This is a genomic window from Enterococcus sp. 9D6_DIV0238 (genome assembly GCF_002174455.2).
Lineage (GTDB): Bacteria > Bacillota > Bacilli > Lactobacillales > Enterococcaceae > Enterococcus_L > Enterococcus_L dunnyi.
In genome coordinates, this window is the sequence record NZ_CP147246.1 from 885,992 (window position 1) to 907,134 (window position 21,143).

At 38.0% G+C, this 21,143-nt stretch carries 19 protein-coding genes and 1 riboswitch; of the genes, 3 read left to right on the forward strand and 16 right to left on the reverse strand.

Going from position 1 to position 21,143, the window contains the following annotated elements; all coding sequences use genetic code 11:
• Nucleotides 1–179: 179 nt before the first annotated feature.
• Nucleotides 180–347: riboswitch (M-box (ykoK) riboswitch) on the reverse strand.
• Nucleotides 348–424: 77 nt separating this feature from the next.
• The 14 genes from A5889_RS04165 to A5889_RS04230 all read right to left on the reverse strand — a co-directional run bounded on the left by A5889_RS04165 (nt 425) and on the right by A5889_RS04230 (nt 15,017).
• Nucleotides 425–679, reverse strand: coding sequence for a SemiSWEET family sugar transporter (locus tag A5889_RS04165; RefSeq protein WP_087641321.1), 255 nt, complete (start codon nt 677–679; stop codon nt 425–427).
• Nucleotides 676–1,020, reverse strand: coding sequence for a PTS lactose/cellobiose transporter subunit IIA (locus A5889_RS04170; protein ID WP_087641320.1), 345 nt, complete (start codon nt 1,018–1,020; stop codon nt 676–678). The genes A5889_RS04165 and A5889_RS04170 overlap by 4 nt, the downstream gene beginning before the upstream one ends.
• Nucleotides 1,021–1,035: 15 nt before the next feature.
• Nucleotides 1,036–3,048 carry an alpha-amylase family protein gene (locus A5889_RS04175; RefSeq protein ID WP_087641319.1) on the reverse strand — a complete coding sequence of 671 codons (2,013 nt, stop codon included), beginning with the start codon at nt 3,046–3,048 and terminating at the stop codon, nt 1,036–1,038.
• Nucleotides 3,041–4,141, reverse strand: a complete 1,101-nt coding sequence (locus A5889_RS04180) for a DUF871 domain-containing protein (RefSeq protein WP_087641558.1) — start codon at nt 4,139–4,141, stop codon at nt 3,041–3,043. Before A5889_RS04180 ends, A5889_RS04175 begins: the two co-directional genes overlap by 8 nt.
• A 20-nt stretch (nt 4,142–4,161) precedes the next feature.
• Nucleotides 4,162–5,502 carry a PTS sugar transporter subunit IIC gene (locus A5889_RS04185; protein WP_087641318.1) on the reverse strand — a complete coding sequence of 447 codons (1,341 nt, stop codon included), beginning with the start codon at nt 5,500–5,502 and terminating at the stop codon, nt 4,162–4,164.
• A gap of 67 nt (nt 5,503–5,569) precedes the next feature.
• Nucleotides 5,570–5,884, reverse strand: coding sequence for a PTS sugar transporter subunit IIB (locus A5889_RS04190; RefSeq protein ID WP_087641317.1), 315 nt, complete (start codon nt 5,882–5,884; stop codon nt 5,570–5,572).
• Between the two features lie 65 nt (nt 5,885–5,949).
• Nucleotides 5,950–6,960 (reverse strand): LacI family DNA-binding transcriptional regulator, encoded by a 1,011-nt coding sequence (locus A5889_RS04195; RefSeq protein ID WP_087641316.1) that lies wholly within the window; start codon nt 6,958–6,960, stop codon nt 5,950–5,952.
• A 273-nt stretch (nt 6,961–7,233) separates the two neighbouring features.
• Nucleotides 7,234–8,166 (reverse strand): thioredoxin-disulfide reductase, encoded by a 933-nt coding sequence (gene trxB / locus A5889_RS04200; protein ID WP_087641315.1) that lies wholly within the window; start codon nt 8,164–8,166, stop codon nt 7,234–7,236.
• Between the two features lie 219 nt (nt 8,167–8,385).
• Nucleotides 8,386–10,170, reverse strand: coding sequence for an ABC transporter ATP-binding protein (locus A5889_RS04205; protein ID WP_087641314.1), 1,785 nt, complete (start codon nt 10,168–10,170; stop codon nt 8,386–8,388).
• On the reverse strand, nt 10,170–11,921 hold the full coding sequence (locus tag A5889_RS04210) for an ABC transporter ATP-binding protein (protein ID WP_087641313.1): 1,752 nt from the start codon (nt 11,919–11,921) through the stop codon (nt 10,170–10,172). Before A5889_RS04210 ends, A5889_RS04205 begins: the two co-directional genes overlap by 1 nt.
• Nucleotides 11,922–12,084: 163 nt before the next feature.
• Nucleotides 12,085–12,306 carry a YneF family protein gene (locus tag A5889_RS04215; RefSeq protein WP_010764461.1) on the reverse strand — a complete coding sequence of 74 codons (222 nt, stop codon included), beginning with the start codon at nt 12,304–12,306 and terminating at the stop codon, nt 12,085–12,087.
• 256 nt (nt 12,307–12,562) lie between these two features.
• On the reverse strand, nt 12,563–13,456 hold the full coding sequence (locus A5889_RS04220; RefSeq protein WP_087641312.1) for a deoxyribonuclease IV: 894 nt from the start codon (nt 13,454–13,456) through the stop codon (nt 12,563–12,565).
• 417 nt (nt 13,457–13,873) lie between these two features.
• Nucleotides 13,874–14,329 (reverse strand): DUF1801 domain-containing protein, encoded by a 456-nt coding sequence (locus tag A5889_RS04225; protein ID WP_087641311.1) that lies wholly within the window; start codon nt 14,327–14,329, stop codon nt 13,874–13,876.
• A gap of 16 nt (nt 14,330–14,345) precedes the next feature.
• The gene (locus A5889_RS04230) at nt 14,346–15,017 is read right to left on the reverse strand and encodes a YdeI/OmpD-associated family protein (protein ID WP_087641310.1); all 672 of its coding nucleotides are present in this window, start codon (nt 15,015–15,017) and stop codon (nt 14,346–14,348) included.
• Nucleotides 15,018–15,154: 137 nt separating this feature from the next.
• Between A5889_RS04230 and A5889_RS04235 the strand changes: the two genes are divergently transcribed.
• Both A5889_RS04235 and A5889_RS04240 read left to right on the forward strand, forming a co-directional pair.
• Entirely contained in the window at nt 15,155–15,496 is a 342-nt protein-coding gene (locus A5889_RS04235; RefSeq protein ID WP_087641309.1) for an iron chaperone, read from the forward strand.
• A 182-nt stretch (nt 15,497–15,678) separates the two neighbouring features.
• On the forward strand, nt 15,679–18,120 hold the full coding sequence (locus tag A5889_RS04240; protein WP_087641308.1) for a transglycosylase domain-containing protein: 2,442 nt from the start codon (nt 15,679–15,681) through the stop codon (nt 18,118–18,120).
• Nucleotides 18,121–18,174: 54 nt separating this feature from the next.
• On the opposite strand, the gene ccpA is transcribed toward A5889_RS04240, so the two are convergent.
• Nucleotides 18,175–19,176, reverse strand: a complete 1,002-nt coding sequence (gene ccpA / locus A5889_RS04245; protein ID WP_087641307.1) for a catabolite control protein A — start codon at nt 19,174–19,176, stop codon at nt 18,175–18,177.
• A gap of 213 nt (nt 19,177–19,389) precedes the next feature.
• Here ccpA and A5889_RS04250 point away from each other — a divergent pair, with 213 nt between their 5' ends.
• Complete coding sequence (locus A5889_RS04250; protein WP_087641306.1) at nt 19,390–20,490, forward strand: aminopeptidase P family protein; 1,101 nt, start codon at nt 19,390–19,392, stop codon at nt 20,488–20,490.
• A 44-nt stretch (nt 20,491–20,534) separates the two neighbouring features.
• Here the strand turns inward: A5889_RS04250 and A5889_RS04255 are convergent, their stop codons facing one another.
• A complete protein-coding gene (locus tag A5889_RS04255) occupies nt 20,535–21,122 on the reverse strand; it encodes a YtxH domain-containing protein (RefSeq protein WP_087641305.1) in 588 nt (195 codons plus the stop codon).
• Nucleotides 21,123–21,143 lie beyond the last annotated feature (21 nt).

Here is a 21,143-nt window from a genome sequence, read left to right on the forward strand (position 1 = left end):
TTACTTTTCCAGCATAGTTTTTGGATTAACTTGCTGGTTTCTTTTTGCGGAACTTCGCTCCCTTTGGTCGCCAAGTATTTTTCATCATCTATTCTGTCTGCTCTGCAGCCAATCATAGTGATTCAAAACAAAACGCACACTCAACAATAGAGTGTGCGTAAAAATAACAACTTTAATAAAAGTATCTCTATCGTTGAGCTTTAGCACTATAGGGCGTAGATAATTTCTTATCAGCTACGTTATGAATGACCTTCACGATCATTCCTGTTCAACCAACTAAGAGTCTCTCGATTCTTTCGCGGCAGCAGCCTGTGTCCATATAGGAGCCTCACCTAACAATTATTCAGTTTTTTTATCCGTAACTATCATAGTTCATATTTACGATATTGTCAAAAGAAAACAAAAATAAATTTTCAGAAAAAAATTATAGATCTAAAGACTTCAACTTCAAGCCTAAAATAACCGAACAAGGAACCAAGGTCACAACATTTGTTAGTAATACTGCTAAATCCCATTTCAATGCTCCATACACAACCCATGAAGAAACACCTATGAAAAATAGAATGTACGTAATCAATGAAATTCCTTCGGTATTCTTTGTCTTTATCGTTTGAATTGCTTGCGGAATAAACGATACACTCGTGCAGATTCCTGCGATCATACCTAACAGCGTGATCATTTCTTCTCTAGCTCTTCAACTTTTTGCTTCAATTCATAAAAGCTCTTATTCATTTCCAGCAATTCATTTGCCAGATCTCTTAACACAACGGTCGTCATCAACTGATCCTCAGCATGGATAAAAAGTAACGTTAGTTCACTTGTTTTATCCTTTGCTTCTTTTGTGATCACAGTGAAATGCTCCTTTTCCCCAGCCTGTAAAGCTTCATTTGCTTCATTGATCAATGTTTCAGCTTCGGCAAACTGACCATTTCTAGAACAAGACATGCTTTCCATCAATTTTGACTTCGCTGTTCCAACTGTACTGATAATATTAAATGCGACTAATTCTAATCCATCCATTCCATTCACTTCTTTCTATTCATAATTCATCGTGATCACTTCATAGCCATCAATTTCTGGCACTGTAAAGATCACTTTGTCTTCTACTATTTCAAAAGGTAAAGTCTGATTTGATTTTACTTGATTCACTTGTTTGATGATCAGATGATCTAGATTTGTTTTATTTCGAATTACACATAGATCCAATTCGATTTGTTGGTTATATAGCGGGATTTTATCTTCGATCGTATCTAAGGTCAGCGCCCGACGTTCTGGAATATAATGCAGCAAATTCAAAATCAATCTTTTTTGTGATTCTTGATGATTCAAAATCACATCAGCTGATGTTGGTAAATCACTAGTGATCATTTTTTTAATATTCAATAAATGATCGATCCCAGCTAAAATCAATTCTTTATACGCTTTCACTCCTTGAGTTTTATACATTTCAAATATCGGAAATGTGTAGTACATCGTTTGGTCATTCACTGTCACAACAGGATTCCCCGTTTTTTCTCCAACAGGGGCCTGAAAATGAGAATAGTAATGCTGATACTTTCGTTCTACTAAAGGTGCCGCTTCTTCTCCTTTAATAGCAGCGTCGATCGACTGAACGATCGTTCCTTTCCCATGCATAACAAGCTCACCTTTAGGTAATTTAGGAAATGAGACCGGATCAAAATAGCCATACATTGGTGCCGTCTCATGTTCTCCTGTAAAAATAAGCCCCAAACTTTGAATGAATTGATCTCCTTTGATCAATCCACTATGATAGCTTGCTAAAATTTTGCCGCCTTGTTCAACGTACTCTTCGAGTAGTTCAGCTAATTCATGCGTTAAAACAAGCTTGTCAGGTAAGATCAACAGCTCATATCCAGTCCAATCCATCCACTGATCCACAATGTCAAATTGATAATGGGCTTCATTCAGCATATTGACTGCTCCAGCCAAAGACAAGTCCACTTTCTCCTTGCTAGCAGCAACAATTCCAGGATGTAGGATAGCTATTTCAGTGATTGCCTGACTATTTAAAGAGTAGCTCTCCAATTCTTTGACTTGATCGTAAACAGTTCCGATCAACGTGTAGGTTGCTTCCTGTAATGTGCCATCTGGATACATCTGATCCCCAATAGAGCACTTTGCACCATGAGCAAGAGCCAAAAATGTTTCATATTCTAACGCGGCTTGATTCTTATAGCTGCCAAAGTCAGCCCAAACTTTATGAAACTTCCCGGTCATCCCTAAATATTCTTTCCCCAAATTTTTAGCATAGCGGACAACCGTTGGAAAATGCTGATAGCCCCACTCCCCACTAGGTAATGATTCAATCTCTAAATGACTGTACTGCTCAAGATTGGGACGAATACTCGGTAAAATATTTCCCTCATTAAAAAAGATCGGACAATCAGGAGCTGAATTTCTGATCGTGCGGTGAATTTCTTTCTTTAAATACTGTTCAGTTTCTTTCGCAAAAGCTAGACGATCGGATTCACTTTCCGGATCATAGCCTTGAGCCGACATTTTTTTGATACAGTCATTACAACAGCAATCATCCTGCCAAACAATATCAAAGAATAACCCATCTAATTTTTCACCAAAATGCTCTATCGTATCTCTGATTTGCTCTTTTAAATAGTCGAGGTATGGTGTATTAAAACATAGCGTTTTCCAACCTGGTTTTAACTGTCCATACTCTTCAAAACCATACATACGCCCATCAGGTTTTCTTTCCAGCCATTCAGGATGATGATCTGCAGCGTACGCATCCCATCCTACACTTAAATAAATAGGGGCATTGATCCCGATCTCATGACAAGCATCGACTTGTTCCATCAAAAAATCCTTTTTCATTTGAGGATGTTGTGCTGGAAGCTTCGTTTGATAATAAATATGCCCATGATGACATCTCCCCGTCAACGTAACGGAATTTACTTCTGCTTTTAATAACGTCTGCTGAAATTGCTTTTTATCAAAATTCTTTCCTAGTTCAAAAGGCAAGACAGGTGTATGAAAATCTAAATGAATTTGCCGTGAAGCTAACTTACTCATTTTGATCTGCCTCCCGAAACTGAAATTTTGACCACGGCTTGATATAAGGTAGTAAAAAGAGTTCTTCAGGAACGATTTTAGCCACAACATTTTTCTCTCCACCATGATTTGGCATTGCCTGTTTTACAATATTTAGTTCTCCTTTATACTGTCCAAACGAATTATTACCGATCGTAATATCTCCTTTGATTACATTTTCCTTCAAATTATTTCTTGGAATATCTGCTGTTTGATACTCAAGCTTTACAAAAGTTGAACGGATACTGTAACTATTGATATCGCCACGATTAAAATGCTGATGATTTAAAACAACTTCTTTTTCTAATTCCGTTGTTCCTTCAGCGAAAATCACATCAAATTGTACTTGATTCGTTAACAGCTGACTCAAAGCTTTTAGTTCTGCTTCTGAAGCAAACGCATTCGCTACGATGATATCATCGATCAAGCCTGTTGCGATCAAATGTTTTGCCTGCAGCGTAATCGCCAGATCACGATGCGATTCAAGTGTGCATAAGCCATCCGTATATGGATGCGGTCCGTGTTTTGCCTCATGAGAATTAACAAAAGTCGCCGTTCTCAAGCCCAAAGCTTTATATTTTTCAGAACATTTGATGAAGTAATCATAATCTAACCCTGTAAAACGCTGCGGGTAAAAATTGTGGCAGCCGATGATCCGTTTTTTATTTGGCTGATAAGAAAGAACATTTTCTAAATAGTAAGTATCATTACTGATATTGATTTCTAGATCCAAGTCTGTCTGATCGAACGTGATCAATGATTCTACCAAACCATCAAACGTTGAATCCAAGCGAATGCCAGTTGCTCCCATTTCCTTGAAGAAAGAAAGATCATGATAGCTAATATTCAACTGATCGAATACCGCTGGATTTAAATCTAAAATCACTTCCATTTGCTGGCTTCGTGCATGCTGTATCGCTTTTTTCAATGATTGGAGGACCATTTCTTCCTGTCCTTTTTCGATCATCAAAAGGTTGGTAAATACACGACCAAAACCATATTTTGCTGCCAAGTCGATATAGGCAAGTGTCTCTTCCTGTTTTTCTTTATATGGATAAATTGAAATTCCTAACATGATCATTCCCGCTTTCTTTACTATGCTTGTACGGCTGCTGTTTCCTTACTTGCCGCTTCATCTTGAGTTTTTGCTTCGATTTCTTTTTCCATCATGCTTTTATCAAAGGCTTTAAAGAATGGCAAATAAATGAATCCTGCAACTACGATATTGACGATTGCTAAAACGGCTGCTCGCCAATCCAGGCCTGTCGCCATCATTGCGCCGATCGGTGCCGGCAACGTCCAAGGAGCAATCGCTATTGGATAATTCACTAGATGAAAAACGCCCATCGCTAAATAAGTGATGATTCCCATAACAACTGGTGCTGCAATAAAAGGAATGGCAAAGAAGGGATTCATCACGATCGGCACACCGAAGATCAATGGTTCATTGATGTTGAAAATTCCAGGAACTAACGTGAATTTACCCATCTTTTTACAAAACTCAGATTTCCCGAAAAAGGCCATCAAAAAGGCTAACGATAACGTTGCTCCTGCTCCGCCGATCCAGATAAACCACTGGAAGAACTGCTCTGTCATAAAATGCGGCACGGCAGTACCAGCTGCTGCTGCATTGATATTGGCATTCAAATTTTCATACCAGAAAGGATACAAGATCGGTGTCGCAATGATCATCCCATGGATCCCGAAGATCCAAACGATCGTGATCAACAAAATCGGTACGATCACAGAAAGAACGTTGTCTCCTGCAAAGTAACGAATCGGTGAAAAGACCCACTGAAGTGCACTATTGATATCAAAATTCAAGCCGACTTTGATCACCCAAGCAGTGACGATCACGATCGCACCTGGAATCAACGCTGCAAAAGAGTTGATCACAGATGTGGGTACACCATGAGGCATTTTGATGACCATGTTTCTTTTCACGCAAAAACGTACGACCTCTACGGTAAATATCGAAATAATAATTGCTGTAAATAATCCCCCTGCGCCAAAATTTCCCATCGGCAATACCGTTCCGCTGATCGTCAAACCAGCTTTTTCAGCTACGTCAGCATCGATCGTGCCCGGTGTGATCGCCGCAATCAAAAAGGCTAAAACAGCTAAAACACTAGTAGAAACTTTGTCCAGCTTGTAATCTGCACACAAACTAGATGCAATCCCGATACACACATAGACAGACATGAAATCCATCGTAAAGACCATTGGGATCTTTAGCTGCTCTGCAAATGGGGCAATAAACTCTTTCCAAGCATCGATCGGTAAATTCAGCATAATGATAAACACTGATCCGATGATCGTAACAGGAATGATTACGCTCATCCCATTTCTGACTGCTGTTAAATACCGATTATTTGCAATATTCCCCATCACTTCAACAACTTTGTTAAAGTTGAACTTACTTGCTTTTGTATTCATTTTGTTCTCCCTTCTTTTTTTGAACCGTTTCAATTTTAGTGTAGGAAAATAAAAGATCTTGCTTCTTTTATTTTCCTACAGATTCTTTTACTAAACGATATAAATCTGGAATCCCCATTGGTGTATATAGAACACCTTCAATTGGGATCAATGGAATTCCTTTCGCGTCTGCTTCCTTTTGTAGGTGAGCTTTTCTGAAACTGACTTGAGGTGCTAAAAGCAGCGCATCCCAGTCTTCCTGCTGCATTTTAAGTCCAACTGCTTCTGTTCCTGTTGCCTCCATGTAAAAATCCTCATCACCATTTTTCTTGGCTTCTGCCACTAAATTTTCTGCTAAGATCGAAGAACTCATCCCGCCGCCGCATGCTAATAATACTTTCATAAAATTTCCTCCCCATCATTTTTGAACCGTTTCAATTTTACGATGTAATTATAATATGCAAACGCTTAATTTTCAAGTCCTTTTTTTATTTTTTTTGTTGAATCACGCCAAAGAAGGCTTGTAGGAAGCTCTATAACTGCATTTTGAGTACTATCAGAATCTTTTATTTTTTCAATAAGTAAGGCGCCGATCATTTCACCGATTTGTTGAACAGGTTGCTCAATTACTGTTAATTTTGGCTGTAAAATGTCACTCAGTTCAAAATGATCAAATCCCACAACAGAAACATCTTCTGGAATAATCAATTGCTGCTCATAAATTGCTTGTACAGCTCCAAGCGTCATATAGTAATTCGTGCTGTATAAAGCAGTGATCTCACCTTCAGCCAATAATTCTCCAGCTTTTACATAACCAGATTCTTTTTTATAATCACCGATTTTGACAAGTGAAGAATCATATAATTCCAATTTTTTCATTGCATCTACATAACCATTCAAACGTTCTCTACCAATAAAACGATCTTGGCTTCCTGCTATGATACCAATTTTCTTGTGACCTAACTTAGCCAATTTCTCAACTACAGTGTACGAAGCATGATAATTATCCACCAAAACTGTGTCTGTTTGAAAATCAGCGATCGGTGCATCTACCGCGATGATCGGCGTTCCTTCATTTTTAAATTTGTCCAATACAGCTAGCTTTTCTTCCAAATGAAAAATGACCACACCATCAACCGAACGGGAACGTAAAAATTCTAATTTTTTCTCTAACTTCTGTAGATCATTTTGGTAGTCACAAAGAATCAGACTATAATTATTTTCTTCTAAATAAGATTCCAGATAGGTAACGATCGACGTTGCAAATACATCTGTCAGCGTATTGATGACCACACCAATAGAAAGGCTCTTATTATTTTTAAGTCCTTTGGCAATAATATTTTCTTCATAACCAAGCTTTTCGATTGCCGCACGAATATTATCCATATTCGTCTTTTTTAGCTGGTGTCCATTTAAATACCTAGAAACTGTGCCTAAAGAAACATCCGCTTCTTTTGCGACTTCTCTGATCGTTGCCACGTTATCCCATTCCTCCTCTTTACAACTTACTATCTACATACTAACGAAGGTTCAAAATTATTTCAATCATAAATAGCGTATTGTTAGATATTTTTATTCATTTACAGCCTAGAGAGCGGCTCACTCAAAAAAATATTTACTGTGTTCAATAGATTCCATTTCCATCAGCAGGAAGCCTTAACATTTTTTATCCTTGACAAAAATAGACCTAAGTCAAAATCAAACTTTTGACTCAGGTCCTCGTTGAAGCAACAGTAAAGCTGAATCAGCGACTTATTTTACTTCCTCAACTTCTGCCATATCTTCAATATATTTGTATACTTGTTGTCCTGCGATTCCGCCTTCACCAACAGCAGTGGTGATTTGACGTAATGTTTTCTCACGAACATCTCCGATTGCGTAAACCCCCGGCATACTTGTCTTCATATCTTGATCTGTTTCTATCCAGCCTTCCGCATTCGTAAGACCAGCTTTTTTGAATGGTTCAGTCAATGGGTCAAGTCCAACATAAATGAACACACCGTCCGCGTCGATCGATTTTACTTCATCAGTAACGACATTTCTCAATTGTCCGCCAGTTACGACCATATCATTGCCGGTAATTTCTTCTAAAACGGTATTCCACTCAAATGAAATTTTTTCGTTGGCAAATGCGCGGTCTTGAATGATTTTTTGAGCACGTAGCTCGTCACGACGATGAACAATGACCACTTCTGAAGCAAACTGTGTTAAATAAATTGCTTCTTCTACAGCTGAATCTCCGCCGCCGATCACCAATAATTTTTTATTGCGGAAAAAAGCACCATCACAGACAGCACAGTACGAAACACCGCGCCCAGCAAATTCTTCTTCGCCTTTTACGCCTAATTTACGGTGCTCACAGCCCGTCGCAATAATGACTGTTTTTGCTTGGTAGGTTTTATCATCACAGATCACTTCTTTATAAGTTCCCTGATCTTTGATATCCATCACGATTCCATAAGCATTTTCTGTACCGAATTTTTCTACATTCTCATACATTTTATAGGCTAGTTCTGGACCCATAATAGAATCAAAGCCTGGATAGTTTTCTACCTCTGCCGTATTATTCATTTGTCCACCTGGTGCTCCACGTTCAATCATCAATACAGAAAGATTAGAACGAGACGCATATAAAGCAGCAGTCATCCCCGCAGGACCTGCGCCAATTACGATCACATCATACATAAGTCTTTCAACCTCCGAATTTTCAAGTACATTTACTTTACTACTTAGATAGACGATTGTCTATCTTTCTGCCCGGGCCTATTTTTTCTAGCCAGACATTGCTTTTCTTTCATTAGCATCAACGTTGTCTATTATATCATGCTTCATTCTGTCTTTAAACACTAGATTGAACAATAAAAAAGAAACGGTCAAAATCGAGATATCTTGACCGTTTCCTTATTATCCCTCACCATTTTGCAGTTGATACATATCTGCATACAATCCATTCTTTTCTAGTAACTGCGTATGATTCCCACGTTCTACAATTCGACCTTTATCTAAGACCAAAATGAGATCAGCATCCCGAATCGTCGACAAACGGTGAGCAATCGCGATCGTCGTTCTTCCTTGTCTCATATTAGCCAATCCTTCTTGGATCAAACCTTCAGTTTCTGTATCGATATTCGCCGTTGCTTCATCCAGTACAAGAATTTTCGGATCTGTGACCATCGTTCGCGCAAATGAAATCAATTGACGTTGGCCACTAGAATAACTTGCACCACGTTCAATCACTTTCGCATGATATTTCCCAGGCAACGTCTCAATAAATTTATCAGCTTGAACAAATGTTGCGGCAGCCTTTATTTGTTCATCTGTAATATCAGGATTCAGCATCCGAATATTCCCAGCGATATCTCCGTAAAACATAAACGCATCCTGTAAAACCAAGCCCAATTTTTTACGCAATTCAGGCAATGGATACTCACGAATATCCCGATCATCGATCAAGATTTCGCCTTCGTAAAATTCATAAAAGCGCATCAATACATTGATGATAGAGCTTTTCCCACTACCAGTATGTCCGATCAAAGCCACGGTCTCTCCTGGGTAGGCAATAAAACTGATATGATCCAATACATTATTTTTCCCATCATAAGAAAAACTAACGTTTCGAAACTCGATCTTGCCCTCTGTGATCATGGCATCAGCACTTGGGTCTTGCTGCGGTGTAACTTCCTGATTATCAAAGATTTTAAGGATCCGACTTCCCGCCACCATACCATCTGTAAAAACACTCAAAAAATCCATCATTTGCGTCATCGGATTAAAGAATGCCTGAACATAAGTCACAAAAGCATAAATCATCCCAACTTCTACTGGTGAATGCAGCGCATCATACCCAAATAAGGTCAAAGACAAAGCAATTGCCAGCGTATACAGAAAATTGATGATCGGTCCTAGTAACAATGAATTCGTGCGAATCATCGAAAAACGAGTTCGTAAGTATTCATCATTTGTTTCTTCAAACTCTTTTTCCAAACGTGTTTCTTGTCTAAACTGCTGAATGATCTGCATTCCTGAAATATATTCGTTTAATTTTGTATTCAGTTGACTCAATTTTTCCCGCATGCTTCGGTAAATCCTAGAACTAAATTTTTGATAATACCAAATAACGATCAATAAAATCGGTAAAAAGATCAAATTATATAAAGCAATTTTTCCATTGATCTGAAACATTGCGATAAACGACGAAACAACTGCAAAAATGCCCGTCAAGACCATCAAAAAGACATACCAAAATTCAAACAATGTTTCTGTGTCATTTGTCACACGGGAAACGATCGAACCCGCCGGTGTTTGGTCAAAGTAGCGCATCCCCAGAGTCTGAAGCTTTTCAAACAACTTCACTCGAATATATTGATAGGTTTTTAAGGACGCCATCGAATATAAAAACCATTGGAAAAACCAAATAATACTTTTCACGATGATCCCAAATAAATACAGTCCGGCAAAAAAGAAAATCACTTGATTCGTCGCTGTTTTGGGTGTTAAATAATCATCCATGAACAATTGAATGATTCTGGGCAAAATAATATTGATGACAGCAAGAACCAGTGCAAAGAAAATAGCTGATAAAAAGGTTCGGCGAAAAGGCTTAGCAAATTTAAGCAGCCGTTTTACGATCGTCACTTGTTCTTTTAGCGGTATCGATTTTGTCCATTCTGATTCATATTTTTCTTCCATTAGACGTCACTCCCTTCGATTTTAGCTTCCAGTTGCTGTTTGTCCCACATCCGTTTGTACCAGCCTGCTAAATGTAATAGCTCTTGATGCGTTCCCCGTTCAATGATCTTTCCTTCATCTAAGACGATGATTTCCTTCGCATGCATCACACTACTTAATCGGTGAGCTGCAATGATCGTTGTTTTTTCTTTACGTGCTTCTTTTAAATTAGACAAAATCGCTTCTTCTGTTTTTGCGTCCACAGCAGATAAAGCATCATCAAGAATCAGTAATTCAGGATCGACGATCAATGCTCTAGCAATCGAGATCCGTTGTTTTTGTCCACCAGATAATGACACACCACGTTCCCCAACTAAGGTATCATATCCTTTTGGAAACGCTTTGATCTCATTATTGATAAACGCCATTTCTGCTGCTGACTCTACTTGCTCTTCAGTAAAATCAGGGTTAGCAAAACGAATATTTTCCCGAATCGTCATTGAAAATAGAAAATGATCTTGCGGCACATAACCAATGGAATGCATCAAAGCATCCAATGAATAATCTTTGATGTTGTGTCCGCCAAAGGACACATGGCCTTGGTAATTATCATATTCTCTCATCAATAATTTTAAGATCGTTGTCTTACCTGCTCCTGTTTTCCCAACGATCCCTAAAGTTTCCCCTTCATTTAAGACAAATTTGATTTGCTCTAACGTTGTCTCTTTATCCTTTGGATACTTAAATTCCGCAACTTCGATCGACAATTCTCCTTTAGCCGGTGTCTGAATCGCATCTTTTCGCTCGACAATATGGGATTTGGCATGAAGCAATTCATTGACACGATCATAACTTGCATTTCCACGCTCCAATACATTGAACAAGCGTCCGATCGCAAACATTGGCCAAATCAGCATACCGATATAGCTAATAAAAGAAATCAATTGACCGATCGTAATTGTACCATCCATGATAAAGCGTCCGCCAATGATGATCGTCAGCACATACGAAATACCAATAATCAGTGTGATGAACGGATCAAATAATGCATCTAAAAAATTTACCCGTTTGTTTTTGATGATCGCATCATCGATTTTTTCAGTAAAATCAGCAATGTCTTCCTTTTCTTGACCAAACGTTTTGATAACTTTCATTCCGGTGATGCTTTCCTGTGTTTTATCGTTGATTGTCGAAAAAGCGGCTTGTGAATCACGGAATGCATCGTGCAGCTTAGATCCTAGAATTCTCGAAGTCACTGCTAATAATGGCAATGGAATCAAAGCAATCAGCGTCAACCGCCAATCAACAAACAAAATCATCGCAATGATCGTGGCTCCTCCTGTGATCAATGAATCCGCAAAAGTTAAAATACCAGCACCCGCAACATTTTGAATTGCATTCAAATCATTCGTTGCATGCGCCATCAAGTCCCCTGTACGATAATTTTGATAAAAAACAGCATCCATTTTTGTAAAATGATGAAATAATTGCCGTCTTAAATTTTTTTCAAGTCGGGCAGCGCTTCCCCAAATATGCAAACGCCAAATATAACGAAAAATATATTGTGCTAAAGCCGCTGCCAATAATATACCTACCCAAAACAAAATCGACTGAATCGCTATATTTTTAGCAGCGATTTCATCAACAACGATCCCAATGACTTTCGGCGGAACTAGCTGTACAAGGGCAACCATGATCAATGAAAAAACCCCAATAACATAACTTTTCTTTTCCTGCCTAAAAAACCAACCTAATTTTTTAAATATAGACATGTACATTCTCCTCTTCTAAACTTGCTACTTACCACTCACATCATTTCTCTGTTGTTTTCCCATTATCTATACAACTCCTTTCATTTACTAAAAATAAGTGCAAAAAAACGGGCTAAAAAATCAGCCCGTTGTGCTCTTGAAATCTGAATAGCTTCAAAAGAACCTATTTGTCTCCCTGGTTCTTCATTTGCTGCATCATTTGACGTATCTTCTTCTCAGAAGGTTTTTGTCCCATTGACATCATCATCATTCGTAACATATCCTCATTAACGGGAGGATTCTTTTTGAAATAATCTTGCATATATTTGCGCGCAAGGAAAAATCCGCCTGCTGCACCTGCTAATAAAGCGATAATCGCGATTAACACTACTAAACCTGTTGACATATAAATCTCTCCTTTCTCATAGAAAAGTCAAACAAAAGTTTCTGCACTTTAAACCATTTACGCAGTCAATGCTCTTGTTAGACTCATTATCTCTAATTTTATTGAGGACTTTATCCTCTTTTTAATGAAATTGCTCTCAAGAAATCATTTTACTAGAAAGCAGGTGAAAAGAAAAGCTATTTTACTATATTATTCACAAGAAATTTATGAATAGCCTTTTCTCATATTTGTTGCAGATAAAAAGCCTGCAGCATTTTTATTTTTGTGCTTCTATTTTCTCTAATAAATCTGGATCGAATGTTTGCGATTTTAACATAGCAATCTCATAACCGTAAGGTGCTTTGCTTGTTTTTTTATCTGCACCAACATAAGGCGTTTCTAAAATTTTCGGTAGTTCTGTCAATGTTTCATGATGAACGACTTTGTTCAATGCATCAAACCCGATCGTTCCAAAACCGATATTTGCATGACGATCTTTATGGGAACCCATCGGATTTTTAGAATCATTCACATGAACGACTTTCAAGCGGTCTAATCCGATGATCTTGTCAAATTCTTCCAAGACACCATCAAAATCTTCTTTTACATTATAACCAGCATCATTGATATGGCATGTATCCATCGTTACCGATAATTTTTCATTTAATGTAACGCCTTCGATGATCGTCGCTAATTCTTCAAACGTCCGTCCTAGCTCAGTCCCTTTACCAGCCATTGTTTCTAATGCGATCTGCGGAATTTGCTCTTTCCAAAGCACTTCATTCAAGCCTTTGATGATTTGCTTTAGACCAGCATCGACACCAGCTCCAACATGAGCTCCCGGATGCAAAGTAATTTGTGTGGCACCTAAAGCTTGTGCTCGTTCAATTTCCTGACGTAAAAACTCCGTCGCAAAACCAAAATTCTCTACTTTGATCGTATTACCTAAATTAATGATATATGGTGCATGAACAACGATATTGCTCAAATGATGCTCAGCCATAAATTTTTGACCGGTCTCAATATTCATCTCTTCGATCGGTTTACGGCGCGTATTTTGAGGCGCACCTGTATAGATCATAAAGGTTGTAGCATCATAACTAGCCGCTTCCTCAGCAGCTCCTAATAACATTTTTTTACCACTCATACTCACATGCGAACCTAATAACATAAAAATCCTCCTTAAAATAAAAGCGGAACAAATCGCTTAATCCTGTAGAAAATTAGGAAATTGACTTTAAAACACTTTTTGTTTCACTGACAATTTATCTATTTTCCTAAGGATTGATTTGTGCAGCTGGATAACGATAAAAGCGGAACAAGCCGCTTAGCCTTGACAGAAAAATAGGAAAAAGAAAAGGTGGTGCTCTTTACCACAATTTCTTTTTATCTTTTTTCCGAAAGGCTGGCTTGTGCAGTTGGATAACATAAATGATCAACTCAATTTCTTTCGCTGTGATTCTCAGCAAATGATCAACACTTTCTTACAAATGTCTTGTACTGCCCTACATCAGCTCATCTCTTTCACAGTAAGACCATCCTCTAAAAGAGTACGTGAATCACTTAGAAAAGACAATCTTTTTGCTTCTTAATCTCTGTCCTTTTTTGCTTTGTATAGGTTATAACTGGCAATCCATTCGTCCATTGAGATTTTACTCACCAATTCTCCAATCAACGCATAAGGAATCGTCTTCGTGTTTGTAAATCGAATACAACTTTTTCCCATATTCAGTTTAGTAGGAACAACTTTTTTATACTCTTCTTGAAACCATTGCAGCAATTCTTTATTCCCCATGATTCCCATATGATAAAGAGCGAGGTGCTTTTTCTGTGCTCCAAGACTGATGAAAGGCAATGGTTCATCTTTACGATTCAAATATCCTTCAGGAAAAACACTTAGCGGCACCACATAAGTCGGCATACCATACTGCATCTGTAAGACAAACCCCTCTGGTATATTTTCAGCAATAGTTTGAGCCAACTCTTTATATGCTGCTTGCCATTTCTCCTCTATCTCTTCAATATATTCTTCTATTTGCTCCATAAACGCTCTCCACTTTTTATTTTGACAAAGATTGACGATATAATTCTTTTGATTTAAACCCTTTTTCTAAAATATCAATCATCTCTGCTTTTCTCTTATCCTGTGTCGTTTGCTGTTTTGCACTAAAAATATATCTTGCCCAATCTCTTTTGTATCCTGGCGTCAAATTATCAAATAGTACTTTTGCTTTTGAATGTTTTTCTAGAAGTTTTTCTACTTGAGGGATAAACTTAACATAATCTTCCACCCTCGCACTAGTAGCCTTTTTATTAGGTGCTTTTCTCTCAGTATTTTTCAAACCAGTTACTGTAAACACTTCATCTAAGCTGACCATCCGATTAAATTTCAATGTGCTTTTCCCTACATACCCGTCACTATCGTCTACATCTAAAGCTGGAAAAATTTCATCCCGATGAACAAATGTTGGATACATTTTATTTCCTTTTTTTGGATAGGCAACAAAAAGGACGCCATCTTTATTCAGCAATTCTTTTTCTATCGTTACGTGTACAATTTTTTTAAACTCATCCATCGTCTTCACAAAAACAAACAAAAGATCTACAGGCTTAGTAGGAAAACCTAATTGTGCATCCTTTAATTCACTCAGATAACTTTCATTGGGCCGATCGACGATTGCTTTTATTGGATATACCATTAATTTCAATTTTTCAGTGACCGATTTTGCCATGCTCTCACCCTTTTATTTCATTTGATCGTTATTGCTAGTGTAACATAAATGTGTAAAGCTTTTACAACTAAAAACAAACGATAACTGATTATTACGTGATATACTAAAAGAAACAAATTAGAAAGTAGGAAATTACGATGACCATCATTGAAACCTATATCTCTGAATGTCCACCAGAACGTCAAGAAATGCTACAACAATTATACAATCAAATCAAGGAGCTAGTTCCCCAAGCAACAGAAAAAATAGCTTACGGTATGCCTACCTTCTATTTAGATGGAAATTTAGTTCACTTTGCTAATGCTAAAAACCACATTGGTTTCTACCCTGCTCCTTCTGCAATTACAGCATTTAAAGAAGAATTATCAGCGTATAAGACAAGTAAAGGAGCAATCCAGTTTCCTTTAGATTCCCCTTTACCAATGGACTTGATCAAAAAAATCGTTTTGTTCCGTGTCGGTGAGAATACACAATCTTGATGCCAAAATGGACGAATACTACTCGTCCATTTTATTCTTTTTTTGAACTATGTGTAAAAATTTTACGATGTCTACTCTTAAGTTTTTATGTTTAAATCGATAGAAACATTTGAACAACTGTTCATTATAGAATTTTTTTGCTATAATATCACGGAATGTAACATTTTATTGAGGTGAAGCTTTTGGATAATCAGAATAATTCCAATCAAACGGAACGACATTCTTATAAAATACCTGAAAAGAAAAAGATCATCATGGGCTTTAACGTGGTTATTCGTGTTTTGCAGTCCTTGTTTGTCTTTTTAGTTGTCATGCTGTTATTAGGCGGTGCATTAGGTTTAGGGATCGGTATGGGCTATTTTGCCTTTCTTGTAGAAGACACTGAACCACCAACCAAAGAAGAGCTTCAAACAGATATCAGTGATATCACTGAAGTCTCTAAGATGACCTATGCTGACGGCACAAACATTGCCATGATCAAATCTGATTTGGTTCGAACAAGAGTTGACAGCGAGCATATTTCTCCTCTATTGAAAAAAGCGATCATCTCTACTGAGGATGAATATTTTGAAGAACACAAAGGAGTCGTACCGAAAGCTGTGATTCGTGCCCTTGCTTCTGATGCCACAGGTATCGGCGGTTCTTCCGGCGGTTCTACTTTGACACAGCAGTTAGTCAAACAGCAGATTTTAACTGACGAAACGACTTTCAAACGAAAAGCAAATGAAATCCTGTTGGCTTATCGTATTGAAAACTATTTTTCAAAAGATGAAATCGTCACAACTTATTTGAACGTTTCTCCTTTTGGGCGTAATAATAAAGGTGAAAACATCGCAGGTGTCGAAGAAGCAGCGAAGGGGCTTTTCGGAAAAAGTGCAAATGATCTCACGTTAGCCCAAGCGGCCTTTATTGCAGGTCTTCCGCAAAGCCCGATCATCTACACACCTTACACAAACACAGGTGAGCTTAAAGATGATGAAAATCTTTCTTATGGTATGAAACGAAAAGATTTTGTATTGTTCAGCATGTATCGAGAAAAAGCGATCACTAAAGAAGAATACGAAGCAGCTAAAAATTATGACCTGAAACAAGACTTCCAGCCACAACAAGCAGCGAATCAAAATACAGAAGGCTACCTGTATTACGCCGTTCTAGACAAAGCCGTTGAAGCGATCATGGACATCAATATCGAAAAAGCGGGTGTCAAAAAAGAAGACTTAGATGAAATAGGTCTTTCTCAATATGAAGAACAAGCACGCAGAGAAATCCAAAATCGCGGCTACACGATTCAATCGACGATTGATCAAACGGTTTATGATACGATGCAAAACGCTGTTGCTGCCTATGGATATATGCTTGACGACGGTTACGGCGCTGGTCTTGTTGAGACAGGAAATGTACTGATGGATAACCAAACTGGTAAGATCATCGGCTTTGTTGCTGGTCGTGATTATAATGTTAGTCAAAGTAATCATGCGTTGGACACTGTTCGACAAGTTGGTTCGACCATCAAGCCGATTTCAGTTTACGGTCCGGCAATCGACCAGGGCATGATCGGTTCTGAGAGCCGTTTAGCTAACTATCCCACTTCTTACAGAGGTGGTGGTGAATTAACAAATGCCACCAATTCCGGCACAAACACTTTCGATACCGTTCGTTATTCATTGGAATGGTCATACAATATTCCAGTGTATCACTTAAATGAAGCAATGAAGCAGCAAATGGGTGATGACAATTTTGCTTATAATCATTACCTAAGCAAGATGAATTATCCTGCATCTGAAGCTTGGGCTTATGAGTCTGCACCATTAGGAGCTGTTGAAGCAACCGTACTTACTCAAACAAATGGATTCCAAACCTTAGCAAACAAAGGGCAATACCAAAAAGGCTATATGATCGAAAAAATCACTGACAATAACGGTAAAGTTATTTATGAACATAAGAATGAACCTGTTCAGGTCTATTCTCCAGCAACGGCATCCATCATGAATGACATGATGCGCTCTGTCCTTGATTCAAAAATCACTACACCATTTAAACCTGTTGTTTCCGGACTGAATCCTGATTTAGCAAATGTTGACTGGATCGGTAAAACAGGAACCACTGATCTTTACAAAGATGCTTGGCTAGTCGTTTCTACGCCAACGATCACACTAGGTTCTTGGACAGGCTATGATATTCCTACAGCAATGAGCCCAAATAGCGGGGATCAAAATAGTAATTATCTTGCTAACCTAATCAATGCTGTTTATTCTGTTAGGCCAGATTTATTCGGAGTAGGGCAAAAATTCACCCTTTCAGACGATGTCATTAAATCGACGGTCTCTAGTTTTACTGGTGAAAAACCTGGAACATTCACTTATAATGGTGGTACTTATACTGCTCCTGGACCAAATACAGTCTCTCTTTATGCCAAAGATGGCGCACCAAAAAGCCAATATAAATTTGGTTATGGTGGCTCAGATGCTAATTATAGTGCTTATTGGGGACGTTATGCTACATCAGGTTCTAATAATTCTAGAACAACAACACCATCATCTTCAAACTCGAATAACACAACGCCTTCTTCTTCCGAGAAAAAAGAAGACGATAAAAAAGAGGATGACAAAAAGGATAATAATTAAAAAATACCGCCAACTGATTGCTCAGTTGGCGGTATTTTTATCAGATAAATTCTATTATTTAGTCGATCCTTTTTGATCCATACCGTAAGGTAAGATAACAGTTTTATCTTCGATTTCTTCTTTATTCATCAATTTTGTCAATAGACGCATAGAAACCGCACCGATATCATATAAAGGCTGTGTCACGCTTGAAAGACGCGGACGAGATACTTCTGTCAGTAGTGAATTATTGCTTGTGATGATTTCAAAATCTTCTGGTACTTTGATCCCAGCATCGATCATACCATCTAATAAACCGATCGCTAATTCATCATCTGTCACATAAGCAGCAGTTGCGCCGCTATTGCGAACGCGCTCAGCTAAGGCGATTCCATCTTTAAATTTATATTCAGATTCAAAAATAAGCCCTTCACTATACGTTAACCCATTATCTGCTAAAGCTTGTTTGTATCCTTTCATACGGTTTTGTCCGTTGATTGGATCGATCAGTGCACCACTGACAAATGCGATTTTTTTGTTGCCATTTTTTGCCAACATCGTTGTCGCATCTTTGGTCGCTTCTGTATAATCGATATTCACACTACCAACTTGCTCATCAGGATCGATCGAACCTGCCAAAACAACTGGTGTTTTAGAACGTGAAAATTCTCCACGGATCTCATCTGTGATATGATGTCCCATAAAAATGATTCCGTCGACTTGTTTCGCTAAAAGATTATTCAATACATTGACTTCTTTTTGATCGTTGCCGTCAGAATTTGCTAAAATAATGTTGTACTTGTACATCGTCGCTACGTCATCGATTCCTCGTGCTAACGAAGCAAAAAAGATATTACTCACATCTGGAATAATAACGCCAACAGTTGTCGTCTTTTTACTTGCTAAACCACGAGCAACTGCATTAGGACGATAGTCTAAACGGTCGATAACTTCCAAGACTTTTTTCCGAGTAGCTGGTTTCACATTCGGATTACCATTCACTACACGCGATACGGTTGCCATAGATACATTTGCTTCACGAGCAACATCATAAATCGTAATTGTTTGTTTTTCCATGATTATTCTCCTAAATAATTATAATTTTTCTATTTTCTGAAAACGCTGTTTACATTTCTCACTAAGAATAGCAGACTTTTTTTGTTTTTGCAACCGTTTTAATCTCATTTTCATGAAAATTTACTATATATTTCAAAAAGCGCTTTACGTGTTTTCGTGGTATGATAAAGATACAATTTTCTTATTATCAGTTTTGTAGAAAGAAGGAGAGTTATGAATCAAGAAAAAATCAATGACTTAAAAAAATGGATGGAAAAAGAACAGATCGATCTGACCTATATCAGTGATCCTGGCCACATTGCATATTTTTCCGGCTATCACAGTGACCCTCACGAAAGAGTTTTAGCTTTATTTATTTCATTGAATAGCGGATCATTCTTATTCACCCCAGCATTAGAAGTTGAGGATGCTGAAAATAGTTCTTGGAGTGAACCAGTCTATGGCTACCTAGATAGCGAGGATCCATGGGAAAAAATCACTCAGCTGATCAAGAAAAATGGCAATCCACTTAAAATAGCAACAGAAAAAGAAGCGTTGAGTGTTTCTCGTTTTGAACGTTTAAACCAAGCATTTCCTTCAAGTGATTTTTCAATCAGCGTCACTCCCGTCATCGAAAAACTACAGCTTTTAAAAACACCTGCTGAAGTGAACAAACTTATGGAAGCTGGAAATTGGGCCGATGTGGCATTAGAAATTGGATTCAAAGCAATTACCGAAGGTGCTAAAGAACAGGAGATCCTTGCTGAAATTGAATATCAATTAAAACGTCAGGGTATCCGTTCTATGAGTTTTGATACGTTAGTCTTAACTGGAAAAAATGCTGCAAGCCCACATGGAAACCCTGGAAATACAGCTGTTGCAAAACAGGATCTTGTTTTGTTTGATCTAGGTGTTGTTTATAATGGCTATTGTAGTGATGTAACCAGAACCGTCGCTTACAAGGAACCAACAGATTTCCAAAAGGAAATTTATTCCATTGTTTTAGAAGCCCAGTTAAAAGCTATGGATGCTGTAAAACCTGGTGTGACAGCTGGTGAATTAGACGATGTCGCTCGGGGCGTGATCAGTGGTTACGGTTATGGAGAATATTTTAATCATCGACTAGGACATGGAATTGGAACAACCGTTCATGAATACCCTTCTCTAGTTACAGGGAATGATTTAGTAATTGAAGAAGGCATGTGTTTTTCTATTGAACCTGGTATTTACATCCCAGGCAAAGTCGGTGTACGGATCGAAGATTGTCTTCATGTGACTAAAACAGGTTGTGAAGCCTTCACAAAAACAACAAAAGAACTACAAATCATCGATTAATACGAAAAAAAGCCGAAACTCTTTAAGGAGTCTCGGCTTTTTTATTATGATTTAATATTGTCAGCCGTTTCTTTTGCAATTTTTTTCGTATCTTGTTTTGCTTCCTCTACTTTTTCAGGAACATCTTTTGTGACTTCTTTCGCTTCAGATACACCTTCTGACACTGTTTCTTTTGCTTTTTTCGCTGATTCTTTCACATCGATAAAAATATCATCTGAAGCATCTTCAGCGATATCACCTAATTCATCCACTGAATCATTCACATCTTTTGCTGTCTTTTTAAAACGATCAGATAGCTCTCCAGTTTGTTTTTTGAATGATTCTAAAACGTTATCTGATACTCCTTGTGCTTTATCGAAAGAATCTTTTGTTTTATCTTTGACATTGCCAGCTAGATCACCTGCTTGTTCTCCTAAAGCACTTGCTTTTTCTTTCGCAATCGAAGAAAGCTCAGCCCCTTTTTGAGCGGCATAGTCTGTGTAGTCTGTTGCTTTGTCTTTTAAATCATCTGCTTGATTTGCCAAGTCCTCACGTAATTCTTTACCAGATTTTGGTGCTAGTAATAGTGCTGCGACTGCTGCTGCAGTTCCACCGATGATTGCTCCTAAGAAAAATCCACCTTTTTTTGCCATAGTTATTCCTCCATTATTTTT

Excerpts from the sequence above, each read along its gene's own strand:
- A5889_RS04230 (WP_087641310.1), bottom strand. The coding sequence starts at position 15,017 with ATGGCAAAATCGGTCACTGAAAAATTGAAATTAATGGTATATCCAATA.
- A5889_RS04225 (WP_087641311.1), bottom strand. The coding sequence starts at position 14,329 with ATGGAGCAAATAGAAGAATATATTGAAGAGATAGAGGAGAAATGGCAA.
- A5889_RS04185 (WP_087641318.1), bottom strand. The coding sequence starts at position 5,502 with ATGAATACAAAAGCAAGTAAGTTCAACTTTAACAAAGTTGTTGAAGTG.
- A5889_RS04255 (WP_087641305.1), bottom strand. The coding sequence starts at position 21,122 with ATGGCAAAAAAAGGTGGATTTTTCTTAGGAGCAATCATCGGTGGAACT.
- A5889_RS04220 (WP_087641312.1), bottom strand. The coding sequence starts at position 13,456 with ATGTTATTAGGTTCGCATGTGAGTATGAGTGGTAAAAAAATGTTATTA.
- A5889_RS04235 (WP_087641309.1), top strand. The coding sequence starts at position 15,155 with ATGACCATCATTGAAACCTATATCTCTGAATGTCCACCAGAACGTCAA.
- A5889_RS04175 (WP_087641319.1), bottom strand. The coding sequence starts at position 3,048 with ATGAGTAAGTTAGCTTCACGGCAAATTCATTTAGATTTTCATACACCT.
- A5889_RS04180 (WP_087641558.1), bottom strand. The coding sequence starts at position 4,141 with ATGTTAGGAATTTCAATTTATCCATATAAAGAAAAACAGGAAGAGACA.
- ccpA (WP_087641307.1), bottom strand. The coding sequence starts at position 19,176 with ATGGAAAAACAAACAATTACGATTTATGATGTTGCTCGTGAAGCAAAT.
- A5889_RS04215 (WP_010764461.1), bottom strand. The coding sequence starts at position 12,306 with ATGTCAACAGGTTTAGTAGTGTTAATCGCGATTATCGCTTTATTAGCA.
- A5889_RS04210 (WP_087641313.1), bottom strand. The coding sequence starts at position 11,921 with ATGTCTATATTTAAAAAATTAGGTTGGTTTTTTAGGCAGGAAAAGAAA.
- A5889_RS04205 (WP_087641314.1), bottom strand. The coding sequence starts at position 10,170 with ATGGAAGAAAAATATGAATCAGAATGGACAAAATCGATACCGCTAAAA.
- A5889_RS04190 (WP_087641317.1), bottom strand. The coding sequence starts at position 5,884 with ATGAAAGTATTATTAGCATGCGGCGGCGGGATGAGTTCTTCGATCTTA.
- trxB (WP_087641315.1), bottom strand. The coding sequence starts at position 8,166 with ATGTATGATGTGATCGTAATTGGCGCAGGTCCTGCGGGGATGACTGCT.
- A5889_RS04250 (WP_087641306.1), top strand. The coding sequence starts at position 19,390 with ATGAATCAAGAAAAAATCAATGACTTAAAAAAATGGATGGAAAAAGAA.
- A5889_RS04165 (WP_087641321.1), bottom strand. The coding sequence starts at position 679 with ATGATCACGCTGTTAGGTATGATCGCAGGAATCTGCACGAGTGTATCG.
- A5889_RS04170 (WP_087641320.1), bottom strand. The coding sequence starts at position 1,020 with ATGGATGGATTAGAATTAGTCGCATTTAATATTATCAGTACAGTTGGA.